This is a genomic window from Nitrosomonas sp. (genome assembly GCF_024282095.1).
Classification (GTDB): domain Bacteria; phylum Pseudomonadota; class Gammaproteobacteria; order Burkholderiales; family Nitrosomonadaceae; genus Nitrosomonas.
In genome coordinates this window covers 29,135-40,789 of record NZ_JAMWZS010000027.1, presented here as the reverse complement: position 1 = coordinate 40,789, position 11,655 = coordinate 29,135, and the positions used below count along the sequence as shown (strand labels likewise).

Sequence of the window (11,655 nt, the reverse complement as noted above, 5' to 3'; positions counted from 1 at the left end):
AGCGAAATGATGCATTTCGAAGCAGCTATCGATGTTGCGCATATCGAGGCGAATCGGGTGTATGCCGACAAGGGATCGGCCAGCAACGCCAATCGGCAGTTTCTAAGAAAGCACAAAATCAAGAGCGCAATCATGCATCGTGCGTACAAGAACAAACCACTCTCGTCACGCCAGAAGCTGGCGAATCAATTGATCAGCAAAAAACGCTATATTGTCGAACAGTGTTTCGGCACAATCAAACGCCTATTCAGAATGGGACGCGCCAGCTACTTCGGTACGGTAAAAGTCAACGCCCAAGTCATACTGAAAAGTATCTGCATGAATCTGAAAAAAGCAGCCAACAAAATTTTCGTAGATCAACCATTAAGGGGAGCAATCCGTCCAAATGTTGCACAAGGGGAAAAACTCCCCTAAAAAAAGGAAAAAACTTCACTTTCTACCAAAATGACGTGCAACAACTGTCATTTGGATATTTTTCTCTGTCACTACAGCTAAATTCTCGCGGTTGTGCAGTGGTCTTCCAAGGATCGTGCGTTGGCGTTTAACGGTTTTGCGCATGCGACGAAATTGCTTGGCATGGGCATAACCGCTGGCTTTGCGGTGCAGTTCCTTGCCTTTCTTGGTGTAGTTCTACTTCAGAGTGATGTCGTTGCGTTTGGCCGCCTGTACGATTTTGCTACGCCCAATTTCCAGCAAGTGTATCCACGGGATGCGCGATCGCTTTTTCTTGCGACTATCGTATCGACGATGACACGTTCGAATTCAGACGGTTTGATCGCCTTCGCCTGTACAGCAGCGTCAATGGTTGCCTTCAGCAGCTTTTCAACACCGGATTCACCAATAGCAGTGCAGAAGCGACCTATCTGAGTAGCGTCACAGGGTAACTTCGGTGTGTAATACACCTGTTCGCTGAAATACTGCCAGACCACATTCTCGGACCAGCACTTCACCAGTTCTTCATCACTCAGATTGAATGTGTGTTTCAGATACAGCAGCGATCATCTGGTCCAGACGAGCATGAAAAAAATCATCAATCGGCATTTAAGTTTCCCCTCATTCCCTCAGGTTTTGATGCCTATATCATGATTTCCCAGGGATATTCGAACATTTATAGGGTTCTCAAACGTTTTGCAGGGGCGACTAAAAACATCAACAGGAGGCAAAAAAACCAACTTAGTCTGGTCAACTTATCCATAGTTGCGCAGTATCCTGCGCACTATTTCCCCCTGATCAAATTTCAACCGTAATGGATGGTCAGTTTTTAACCAGTATCAACATCTGTTCAGCGCCGAAGATTTTGTGCCACTGCGCTTGATCGAACGCAGCACGGCTTTCTCGATCAGGTAGGCAATGACCATCATTGCCATACCTACCCAGCCGCCGTTCCATTTTTCGAGTGAAAGGCCCTTTAGGGATCGTATTCGTGGAAGCATTGTTCATCATAGGCCTATTATCGATTGAAGGGCGTATAGGAAAAATAAACGCCTTTTTTTCTAAATTCACTATACGCAAACCGGATGTTTAGGCAAATATGCTACTGAACGGTAACATAGACCGCCAGAAGAAGCCCTTGATCCCTTGCGAAAGTGGGAGTAGATGCAAAACCTTACTCAGATGATCTGCAGTATGTGTGGGTCAGACTTCACGCCCGAATAGCTCTCCAAGGATTCGTCTGTCGATATGCTTGTCAAGATAGGCCGCACCAAACCCTCCGAAGAGTTCCTTCTTCGTAACATCCAGCTCCAATTCTTTAGCCGCCAGTATTTCCCGGGTAGAAGGGCGCTCGCACATGGCATCGTAAAACGTCTGTAATGCTGGATCGTCTCGAAATAGATGCATCTCGGGTATTTCGAACAGCTCAGAAAACATTTGGCTAAGCTCGAGCGTGTAGAACAACTGGAAATCTGGCAGAAAAGGCTCTTTGCCAAGTAGGAACGGCTCCATTCTCGAGCCATTAACTAGTCGGGGCAGCCACATTTTGCTTAGTAAAACAGAACAAAGATGATAGATATGTGCTTCTTTTTCAATTTTGAGTTTCCATGCTTTTGGAAAATATGCGCTGACAACAAACCAGTTGAAGAATGGACCCGCAATGGAGAAAGTGATGAAATCATTCTTGGCATCGACCTCTGCACAGAGCATCGGATCATCAATAGGATAAAACTTTCGTGCTTCTGGGTAGATTCTCGCGAGATAACGACAGATTGCGTGACTTTCCGAAATATTAACGCCATTGACATCCCTGAGCGTGGGAATTTTCCCAAGAGGATTTCGTTCTATGTGCTTTGGCGTAAGTGTGCTCCCCTGAAACGGAGACACGCGTTCATAGCGATAAGTTAGACCGGTTTCCAAGAGGAAGTGCGCGACCTGACTCATATAAGGTGAGAGCCAGAATCCGTACAGCGTGCGTTCGACATTTGATTGATCGTACATGGATTATTCCTTCTGTATTGCAGTTTAATGTTAAGTAGGTGCCTTATTAGGATAGTACGAAGACCCCGGTAGTAGTCCAAGGGCATTCCAGTAAAGTTCAGTTAAAAATTAAACATCTAATCCCTCTATTCTTTATTCGCTTCATTCTCTTTACGTAGAGATAGTCGTATTTCCGCCATGAATTCCACCGGATCCTGTACGAATCGTTGAACCAGATTCTCGTGCGCGTCACTTTCAGGAGCATATTTTGCACCCCAACGTAACAGCTCCATGATTGTTGGCACCAGATCCAGGCATTTTTCAGTAGGCGTATAAATAACCTTGCGCGCATTAGCCGGATCACGGCGTCGCGAAAGGATGTGGCACTCCTCCAGCTTTTTCAGCCGATCAGAAAGAATATTGGTAGCGATTTTTTCTGGAGAATTCTGAAAATCCCCGAAGTATCGGTTATGGCGAAAAATGAGATCACGAACGACAAGCAGCGTCCATTTATCGCCCAATATGTCCAGAGCACAGCTGACTGGACAGGAGGAACGGCTGATCTGGTTTGATTTCGTCATAACTTTGCCCTTGCCTATAGATTAACCTTTGGAATTTGGAATTTGGAATTTGGAATTTATATTCGCATTTTGCAATTAGCGTGGATCAATAAGACCCCGACGATCCCTTGAAGGCAGGAAAAATTGATTCAGCCTGAAGTAGTCGACTGTGTAAATCCAGTGTTGTTTCCATGTCATTACTCCTTCAAGCATTAATCTTCTATCTTCCACAAACAATACTTGCATTTCACAAGTTGTTTTAGTATAGCAATTTACTTGCTAATTGCAAGTATAAAATAAGAACATAATTAAAATTTTTGGAATTTATTATATTGAAGGATGAAGTTAAACTACCCCGGTTTCCCATCCACCCGTTGTCGCCAGTAAATCGGCGCATACTTAGCCGCCCAGAGCACAAAACAAATCAGCCAGGCGAGTCCGGCGGCCACGTAGAACATCGGTGCTAGCACCGGCACGATATCCGCCAGAATCCTCAGTACGGCCGCCGCTTGGAAACCCAGGAACAGCAACCAGGTGAAGCGATCCAATTCCAACGGTCGCCCGGAATGCCCGAGTGTGACCCGTGACGCCATCGCCAATACCATGCTGGCAAAGTAGCCGATCGCCAATGCATGCAAGGGTGCCAAGCCGAGCAGCATGTTGCCGGATAGCTGATATACCAGGCTTTGTATCCCGTACAACAGCATCGATACACCCAGCCAGGCGAAGGAAACATGCAATACCGCCAGCAAACTGACTTTAAAGCTGCGCAAAAATCCCCAACGGTACGACAAATAAATGGCACAAAATGCCAGCGGGAAATCCACGATCCACAGATAAGCGGCCATCTCCAGCCATTGCAGGCAGCCATGCGCAACGATACAGGCGAGCATCAGCCACAGCATCCAGTAAGGTCTGACCATCTCATAATTATCCAATACCCGGCTGGAGAAGAATGGAATCATGCGATGTGAAACCGTCAGCACAATCGGCAACAGAAAAAACCAGATGCCCGCGTGGCGTGCAAAATCCAGCGCTGCCGGAACTTCGGTGACCAGCCATACCAAATACGCCGCCATGCCCAGCCAGCCCATGAGCAGCGCAACGCTGGTTACCCGTGCATGGCGCTTATCCTGAGCGGGTGTGCCCAATAAGATGCGAAATAACACATACACCGCGACACCCCACCCGGCCAGCATGATCTCTACGCCCATGATGATGATCACTTTGTGCGTCATTAGCCCTGCATAAAACAGCACAACGCCGAGCGCCATCAATAAACTGGTGGCCATGTACTCACTCGGTTTTACTTTGTCACTGTTCATCCAGTTGGGATAGGTAGTAAACAGGAAACCCAAAATAAAAAACGGGAAAAATCCATAGACCATCAGGAAAGCATGCGCCCAGGTGGGAACAATACTCCAGGCTGTGGCTGATCCGACAATGGCATAGCGCCCGGCCAGATCAAACACCCACCACAACAGCGTCAGCACGCCTTGCAGTGCGCCGGCCAGAAACAAGCTGCGATGCGGCGCAGCGGAAATATGATCGCGAACAGTCGAGGTCATGGTCATTCGAATTCCTTATGAAACGTGCAATTTATTCATGGGACAAACTATCCCTTTAATTATCCAATACAATCATTTTTCTTAAGTCGCGTTATTTGTTATGATGCATATTCCGCTTTGCGCATATAATCCGCTTCATGCTCAATATTGATCTGCATTGTCATTCCACCATTTCTGATGGCTTATTAACTCCCACACAATTAGTCGAACGGGCAGCTATACGCGGTGTTGAAACGTTGGCCTTAACCGATCACGACGACATCGCCGGGCTTGCAGAGGCGCGCCAAATAGCCGAAACGAAAAATATCACATTTATAAACGGCGTGGAAATCTCCGTCAGTTGGCGTGGCCGCACACTACACATTGTCGGGCTGGACATTGATCCGCAGTATACGCCACTCATTGAAGGCTTGGCCGCTGTCCGTGCAGGCCGCACGCAACGCGCCGAGAATATCGCCGCAGAACTCGCCAAAATCGGTATTCATGACAGTCTGGAAGGCGCTTATGCGTATGTGGGCGAGCAACGCTTAATTGGACGCACACACTTTGCGCGTTTTCTGGTCGAGCAAGGCTATGCCAAAGATGTCAAATCCGTGTTTAAAAAATATCTGATCAAAGGCAAGCCGGGGTATACCCCGCACGAATGGGCAGCACTCAGCGATGCGATCGGCTGGATTCACGGCAGCGGAGGCCGGGCAGTCATTGCGCATCCGGGACGCTATCATTTGGGTAAAAATGTACTCAATGATCTATTCGATGAATTTTGTGCATTAGGCGGAGCAGCCATCGAAGTGGTCACATCAAGTCACACGCCCGAGCAGGTCAAAGATTTTGCAAAACACGCGCAAGACATGGGTTTGATGGCTTCTTGCGGCTCGGATTTTCATGGTCCTGGCGAGAGCTATTACGATCTAGGCCAATTGCCCGAACTTCCGCTGGGATGCAAACCGGTCTGGCATGACTGGAAAAGCCTTGCAGCAATCGAATAACTTTCACGATATGCTACCCTAATCATTATTTAATCCAGACATCTTCTTTACTGTGGCCCAATTCTTCTCAATTCACACCGACACACCGCATTTGCGCCTGATCAGACAGGCTGTTGCAATAGTACGCAGCGGCGGAATCATCGTTTATCCCACGGACTCCTGTTATGCCCTGGGCTGTCATCTCGGCGACAAAGACGCGATGTCGCGCATCCGCACCATCCGGCAAGTGGATGATCATCATCATTTCACACTGGTGTGCCGGAATCTGGCGGAAATCTCCACCTACGCCAAAGTGGATAACAGCCAGTATCGATTACTCAAAGCGACAACGCCCGGCAGTTATACGTTTATTTTACAGGCAACGCGGGAAGTGCCGCGCCGCATGCAACATCCCAAGCGCAACACCATCGGCCTGCGCATTCCCGATCATCCGGTTGTGCTGGCGCTACTGGCAGAACTCGACGAGCCCTTGCTCAGCTCCACACTGATATTGCCCGGGGATGAGTTACCGATGAATGATGCGGAGGAAATCCGCGAACGCCTGGAGCATCAAGTGGAATTGGTGATGGATGCCGGCTCCTGCGGCATCGACATGACCACCGTGATTGATTTGACCAGCGACGTGCCCGAATTGATCCGGCAAGGTAAAGGCAGCATCGAACCCTTTGGAATCAGTCATGGATAGTATCATCCAAGGCATCGCCATTTATGCCTTACCGGTTATTTTTGCCATCACCATGCATGAGGCGGCGCATGGTTATATCGCCAAACAGTTCGGTGACTTCACAGCCTTTAACGAAGGACGCATCAGTCTCAATCCGGTGCGACACATCGATCTCGTCGGCACGATCCTGGTACCGCTATCATTGTTTGTTCTCAGCAAGGTGACCGTCGGCGCAGGATTCTTATTTGGTTGGGCCAAACCGGTGCCGGTTAATTTTTCCAACTTGCGCCACCCCAAACGCGACATGCTCTGGGTTGCCGCTGCCGGGCCGGGTGCCAATCTGCTGATGGCGTTTTTTTGGGCGCTGATGATCAAACTGGCTATTTTCATGCCCGAGAGCAGTTTTGCAAAACCATTGGCCCTCATGGGAATCGCGGGTATTGAAATCAATGTTGTGCTGATGGTGCTCAACCTGTTGCCGCTGCCCCCGCTGGATGGCGGCCGCATGGCGGTCAGTTTGCTGCCGCACCGCTTGGCTTATCAATTCTCCCGCATCGAACCTTACGGTTTTATGATATTACTGGCATTGTTATTCAGCGGTGTACTGGGTGCCGTGATCGGGCCTGCAATCACCTGGGCCAAAATAATGATTGTGTCAGTTTTTGGACTATATATTTAACAACGTTTTAAATTTAGGAAATCAACATGTTTGCTGATCGCGTTTTATCAGGCATGCGCCCCACCGGCAGCCTGCATTTAGGACATTATCATGGCGTATTAAAAAACTGGGTAAAGTTGCAGCAACAGTATGAATGCCTGTTTTTTGTCGCCGACTGGCATGCCTTGACGACCCATTACGATACGCCGGAAATTATCGAGCAAAATGTCTGGGATATGGTCATTGACTGGCTGGCTGCTGGCGTTGATCCATCGCAGGCGATTCTGTTCATTCAATCCAAGGTTCCGGCGCACGCAGAACTGTATCTACTGCTGTCGATGATGACACCGCTCGGTTGGTTGGAACGCGTGCCCACTTACAAAGATCAACAGGAAAAACTGTCCGAGAAAGACCTCAGCACCTATGGTTTTCTCGGCTACCCTTTGCTGCAAAGCGCGGATATTCTGATTTACCGCGCCAATCGGGTGCCGGTCGGTGAGGATCAAGCGCCGCACTTGGAATTTACGCGTGAAATCTCTCGCCGTTTCAATCATATCTATGGCAAAGAAGTCGGTTTTGAAGAAAAAGCTGAATTAGCCATCAAGAAACTGGGTTCAAAAAAATCAAAACTGTATACTGAGCTGCGCACGCTGTATCAAGAAAAAGGCGATGAAAACGCGCTGGAAGAAGCCAAATCATTACTGAATGAACAACAGAATCTCAGTCTGGGCGACCGCGAACGCTTATTTGGTTATCTGGAAGGCGGCGGCAAAATGATTTTGACCGAACCTGAAACGCTGCTCACCGCAGCCTCCAAAATGCCTGGGCTGGATGGCCAGAAAATGTCCAAGTCCTATGGCAACACCATCAGCCTACGGGAAGATCCCGAAACCATCCGCAAAAAAATCCGCACCATGCCTACCGACCCGGCGCGCGTGCGGCGCAGCGACCCAGGCGATCCAGCCAAATGCCCGGTATGGCAATTCCATTTGGTCTATTCCGATGACAATACGCAAAAATGGGTACAGCACGGTTGCCGGAACGCGGAAATCGGCTGCCTGGATTGCAAATCACCCGTCATTGACGCAATCCTGGCTGAACAAGCGCCAATGGTTGAGCGCATCAAACAGTATGAAGAGGACCCAACGTTGGTACGCAATATCATTGCAGACGGTTGTGAGAAAGCCAACAAACTGGCGGAAGAAACCATGCGCGACATTCGTGAAGCGATGGGACTCAGTTACTCCTGATGCATTCGCAATGGGCTAATTGAACCAAATCAGTGGTATCCCGCAGTGAATTCAGTGATTGATTCTGTTGACGTATCTCCCATAGCCAAAATCTGCGGCGAGCCTTTGCTGGAAATTCCGCAGGATCTGTATATTCCACCGGACGCGCTCGAAGTTTTCCTGGATACCTTTCAGGGACCGTTGGATTTACTGCTCTATCTGATCCGCAAGCATAATCTGAATATCCTGGATATTCCGATGGCAGAACTCACGCTGCAATATATGACCTATGTCGACATGATGCGCGTTGATCAACTGGAACTGGCTGCCGAATATCTGCTGATGACTGCGTTGCTGATCGAGATCAAATCGCGCATGTTGCTGCCCACTCCAAAAACGGAAATGGAAGAAGAACACGATCCGCGCGCTGAACTGGTGCGGCGTTTACTCGAATACGAGCAAATGAAAAAAGCCGCATCACGCCTGAATGAATTGCCGCAAGCTGAGCGCGACTTCACCGTCATTCAGGTATGGATCGAACAAAATGCTACTGAACAATTACCCAATATCAACCTGGATGATTTGCGGCATGCCTGGGCCACCATCCTGACGCGTGCCAAAGTCAACCGCCACCATCAAGTCAAACGTGAGATTCTTTCCGTACGGGCTTATATGAGCCAGGTTTTACGTGATCTGCGCGGGCAGAAACAAGTGGAATTCTACGACTTGTTTAGCCCCACAGCGACAGTCGCTGAAGTTGTGGTTACCTTCCTGGCAATTCTGGAACTGGCGAAGGAACTGCTACTGGAAATTGCTCAATCCCAAGATTTTGGAATCATTTATGTCCGCTCAATCGACGCCGCCGAATCAGTCTGACGCATTGGATTCACTCACGCCTGAGAAAACCAGAAAAATTCTCGAAGCGGCATTGCTGACAACGCAGGAGCCTTTGCCTGTTAACGAACTGAGAAAATTATTCAATCATGAATTGAGCGCCGCGTTGCTGGCCAAATTACTGGAAGAAATTCGCGAGAAATGGCGCGATAGCGGTGTTGAACTCGTGACAGTGGCGAGCGGTTGGCGCTTTCAGACCAAAGCTGAGATACAACCGTATCTGGATCGGCTGACCCCACAAAAGACGCCCCGGTATTCACGTGCCATTATGGAAACACTCGCGATTATTGCCTATCGTCAACCCGTGACGCGGGGTGATATTGAAGAAATCCGTGGTGTCAGCGTATCCAGCTCGGTGCTCAAAACACTCACTGCGCGCGGCTGGATTGAAGCGATCGGACATCGTAACGTACCCGGAAAACCGGCGTTGTTTGCTACGACATCACAGTTTCTGGATGATTTGAACTTACGTACTTTGGAAGAACTTCCGCCACTCGAAGAGATGAGATCGCTGATCGAATCCAACGATAACCATCAAGAATTACCGTTTGCAGCACCTGAAGCGTCAGATCGTTAACTTTCCCGGCAATTCGACTAGAGAGACTTGGCAGTCCGCTGTATTTCAATCAACTCCGGTGTCAGATGCGGCGCAATCACCTGCAGCAACTGTCCGAATACTTTCGGATTTCCCGCAATAATTTGTCCGCTCTCCAACTGTGTTCCATTGCCTTCCAAATCACCAACCAATCCGCCCGCTTCGGTAATCAGCAAGCAACCGGCCGCCATATCCCACGGCGCCAGACCAATTTCCCAGAAACCGTCATAGCGCCCCGCCGCGACATAGGCCAGATCCAACGCAGCAGACCCCGGCCGCCGAATCCCCGCTATGCGTGGAACAATGTCCTTGAGCATGGCGAAGTAAGCATCGATATGCGTCAAATCACGAAACGGAAGCCCTGTGCCAATCAAACAATCCTCAAATCGAGTGCGTTTACTGACACGAATACGGTGATCGTTCAAATAAGCGCCCCCTCCACGACTGGCGGTAAACAACTCATTATTGGTCGGATCATAAACCACCGCATGGCTCAGCACGCCTTTATGCTTCACCGCAATGGAAACGGAATACTTGGGAAAACCATGCAAAAAGTTGGTTGTACCATCGAGCGGATCAACAATCCATTGAAACTCGGATTTTTTATGATCGCCCTGGCGACCGCTTTCTTCCGCCAAAATCGCGTGATCGGGATAAGCCGTTAACAAAATCTTGATAATGGCGTCTTCCGCCGCGCCATCGACTTCGCTCACGTAGTCACTGTGCGATTTCTTCGACACATTGAGCAAATCCAGATTCTGTGATGCCTTATTAATAATACTGCCAGCACGGCGCGCGGCTTTCACCGCGATGGTTAGCATTGGATGCATGTTTTTGATTCAAAATTAAACAGAAGCGGGATTTTAATATGAATCCACCTTGCACGCTTGGTTTTATCTATTTAAAAACGCTGCGCAGGTGACAAAAATTATTCCTTTTCCCAGGCAGCATAACAAAAAAAACACCTCACAAAAAAAGTGAGGTGTAAAGGCTTCGTAAGCACTCATACCCTTCTATTGCCACGAAACAAAAATACAATGCTATAAGAACAAGGACAGACTTTTAATTTTTTGCGTAAGCCAATGTACTGCTAATTCATCGCTTTCTCTTTCGTCTTTCCTCAGCATCTGAATCTTTAGAAACCAATTCCAACATAACCACCAGCCGTCATACCACTCAAATTAACGTTATCTGTCCTGCCGGCTGTCAAGTGATAGCGACCCTCGATGCCGACAAAAAAGTCCTTCCAGATGTTGTAATCAACACCCGCGCCAAATTGAACTCCAGGTGCCAAAACTGTAATAGACTCGGATGGTGGGCTCATGACGTGAACTGCCAAACCTGCAGGAATAATCCAGGGTCTAACTTTTGACCCTTCAAAAAATTTGATTTTAGGCGATGCGGATACCGTAAACTGGCTAACCGTTACATTAACCGGATTTACTGCGCCGCCAGCTAACATACTGGGAGCATTACCTACTGCACCATTGCCCAGAACATGCGCGCCAAATTGCTTATACTCAAACATCAGTTCTGCAAAAACAGTCGTTTTGGGTAAAAGCCCCCACATATCTCTGGTCAGCCCCCAATCAATACCTGCCCCCACATACCAGCCTTGTTTATCAGATTGATCCTGAGCTCCAACCGGTGATACTTGACTTTGTATGGATACGCCATTGCGATGATTCATCATGTGTGTAAAGCCGCCGCGGAAGTGCAGCAAACGAGTTTTTTCTGTTATATCTGAACCGATGCGTTGCGTTAATGGATCTACCCTCTCTGTCAATACAACCTTCCTCTCTTCAAGACTATTTAATTTCTGTTCTGTCTGACTAGTTGTTTGTTCTATATTCCTAACCTTTTGCGCAGCCTGAGCAGATTCAGATTTCATTTTTTGCAATTCAGCCTGGATGGCCTGCAAGCTTTGTTCCAATTGCTTGATGCGTTCTGCTGCCTTATCATGCGCCAGCGCATGAGGCGCAGCCATTGCACTGACTACAACAAATAAACTCGCAGTAATGCGTGAAGCCAGCCGCACTCTGTCAAAAAGATTTTTCACTTGAGTCTCCTTTTATATATTTTATTT

Annotated in this window: 13 protein-coding genes and 1 pseudogene; 7 read left to right on the top strand and 7 right to left on the bottom strand. The window is 48.4% G+C overall.

The features are described from left to right. On the top strand, positions 1–414 hold a 414-nt coding region (locus Q0K92_RS09095), incomplete at its 5' end, for a transposase (protein ID WP_297325490.1). Between the two features lie 105 nt (positions 415–519). Here the strand turns inward: Q0K92_RS09095 and Q0K92_RS09090 are convergent. From Q0K92_RS09090 to Q0K92_RS09070, 5 genes and pseudogenes are all read right to left on the bottom strand, one after another. Next, positions 520–998 (bottom strand): annotated as a pseudogene (locus tag Q0K92_RS09090) (transposase); the annotation flags it as partial. 256 nt (positions 999–1,254) lie between these two features. Continuing rightward, positions 1,255–1,440: a hypothetical protein gene (locus tag Q0K92_RS09085; RefSeq protein WP_297325489.1), complete on the bottom strand. Its 186-nt coding sequence runs from the start codon at positions 1,438–1,440 to the stop codon at positions 1,255–1,257. 195 nt (positions 1,441–1,635) lie between these two features. Then, positions 1,636–2,433: a glutathione S-transferase family protein gene (locus tag Q0K92_RS09080; RefSeq protein ID WP_297325488.1), complete on the bottom strand. Its 798-nt coding sequence runs from the start codon at positions 2,431–2,433 to the stop codon at positions 1,636–1,638. Between the two features lie 125 nt (positions 2,434–2,558). Beyond that, positions 2,559–2,993 carry a helix-turn-helix domain-containing protein gene (locus Q0K92_RS09075; RefSeq protein ID WP_297325487.1) on the bottom strand — a complete coding sequence of 145 codons (435 nt, stop codon included), beginning with the start codon at positions 2,991–2,993 and terminating at the stop codon, positions 2,559–2,561. A 329-nt stretch (positions 2,994–3,322) separates the two neighbouring features. After that, positions 3,323–4,546, bottom strand: coding sequence for an NnrS family protein (locus Q0K92_RS09070; RefSeq protein ID WP_297325486.1), 1,224 nt, complete (start codon positions 4,544–4,546; stop codon positions 3,323–3,325). A 131-nt stretch (positions 4,547–4,677) separates the two neighbouring features. On the opposite strand from Q0K92_RS09070, the gene Q0K92_RS09065 reads away from it, so the two are divergent. Genes Q0K92_RS09065 through scpB form a run of 6 tightly spaced genes read left to right on the top strand, consistent with a single transcriptional unit; the run spans position 4,678 to position 9,551 of the window. Continuing rightward, positions 4,678–5,529 (top strand): 3',5'-nucleoside bisphosphate phosphatase, encoded by an 852-nt coding sequence (locus Q0K92_RS09065; protein WP_297325485.1) that lies wholly within the window; start codon positions 4,678–4,680, stop codon positions 5,527–5,529. 52 nt (positions 5,530–5,581) lie between these two features. Beyond that, positions 5,582–6,214, top strand: a complete 633-nt coding sequence (locus tag Q0K92_RS09060) for an L-threonylcarbamoyladenylate synthase (protein ID WP_297325484.1) — start codon at positions 5,582–5,584, stop codon at positions 6,212–6,214. Next, positions 6,207–6,872, top strand: a complete 666-nt coding sequence (locus Q0K92_RS09055) for a site-2 protease family protein (protein ID WP_297325483.1) — start codon at positions 6,207–6,209, stop codon at positions 6,870–6,872. The genes Q0K92_RS09060 and Q0K92_RS09055 overlap by 8 nt, the downstream gene beginning before the upstream one ends. A 26-nt stretch (positions 6,873–6,898) precedes the next feature. After that, on the top strand, positions 6,899–8,101 hold the full coding sequence (locus Q0K92_RS09050) for a tryptophan--tRNA ligase (protein ID WP_297325482.1): 1,203 nt from the start codon (positions 6,899–6,901) through the stop codon (positions 8,099–8,101). Positions 8,102–8,146: 45 nt separating this feature from the next. Beyond that, on the top strand, positions 8,147–8,956 hold the full coding sequence (locus Q0K92_RS09045) for a ScpA family protein (RefSeq protein WP_297325481.1): 810 nt from the start codon (positions 8,147–8,149) through the stop codon (positions 8,954–8,956). Further along, positions 8,922–9,551 (top strand): SMC-Scp complex subunit ScpB, encoded by a 630-nt coding sequence (gene scpB, locus Q0K92_RS09040; protein ID WP_297325480.1) that lies wholly within the window; start codon positions 8,922–8,924, stop codon positions 9,549–9,551. The genes Q0K92_RS09045 and scpB overlap by 35 nt, the downstream gene beginning before the upstream one ends. 17 nt (positions 9,552–9,568) lie before the next feature. On the opposite strand, the gene Q0K92_RS09035 is transcribed toward scpB, so the two are convergent. Together Q0K92_RS09035 and Q0K92_RS09030 are read right to left on the bottom strand one after the other, a co-directional pair. Then, a complete protein-coding gene (locus Q0K92_RS09035) occupies positions 9,569–10,399 on the bottom strand; it encodes an inositol monophosphatase family protein (protein ID WP_297325479.1) in 831 nt (276 codons plus the stop codon). Positions 10,400–10,704: 305 nt separating this feature from the next. Then, positions 10,705–11,628 carry a porin family protein gene (locus Q0K92_RS09030; RefSeq protein ID WP_297325478.1) on the bottom strand — a complete coding sequence of 308 codons (924 nt, stop codon included), beginning with the start codon at positions 11,626–11,628 and terminating at the stop codon, positions 10,705–10,707. Positions 11,629–11,655: the final 27 nt, after the last annotated feature.

What these genes read in the sequence shown, in the direction of transcription:
- Q0K92_RS09035 (WP_297325479.1), bottom strand. Translation starts at nt 10,399, where the DNA reads ATGCATCCAATGCTAACCATCGCGGTGAAAGCCGCGCGCCGTGCTGGC.
- Q0K92_RS09065 (WP_297325485.1), top strand. Translation starts at nt 4,678, where the DNA reads ATGCTCAATATTGATCTGCATTGTCATTCCACCATTTCTGATGGCTTA.
- Q0K92_RS09075 (WP_297325487.1), bottom strand. Translation starts at nt 2,993, where the DNA reads ATGACGAAATCAAACCAGATCAGCCGTTCCTCCTGTCCAGTCAGCTGT.
- Q0K92_RS09085 (WP_297325489.1), bottom strand. Translation starts at nt 1,440, where the DNA reads ATGAACAATGCTTCCACGAATACGATCCCTAAAGGGCCTTTCACTCGA.
- Q0K92_RS09050 (WP_297325482.1), top strand. Translation starts at nt 6,899, where the DNA reads ATGTTTGCTGATCGCGTTTTATCAGGCATGCGCCCCACCGGCAGCCTG.
- scpB (WP_297325480.1), top strand. Translation starts at nt 8,922, where the DNA reads ATGTCCGCTCAATCGACGCCGCCGAATCAGTCTGACGCATTGGATTCA.
- Q0K92_RS09055 (WP_297325483.1), top strand. Translation starts at nt 6,207, where the DNA reads ATGGATAGTATCATCCAAGGCATCGCCATTTATGCCTTACCGGTTATT.
- Q0K92_RS09070 (WP_297325486.1), bottom strand. Translation starts at nt 4,546, where the DNA reads ATGACCATGACCTCGACTGTTCGCGATCATATTTCCGCTGCGCCGCAT.
- Q0K92_RS09080 (WP_297325488.1), bottom strand. Translation starts at nt 2,433, where the DNA reads ATGTACGATCAATCAAATGTCGAACGCACGCTGTACGGATTCTGGCTC.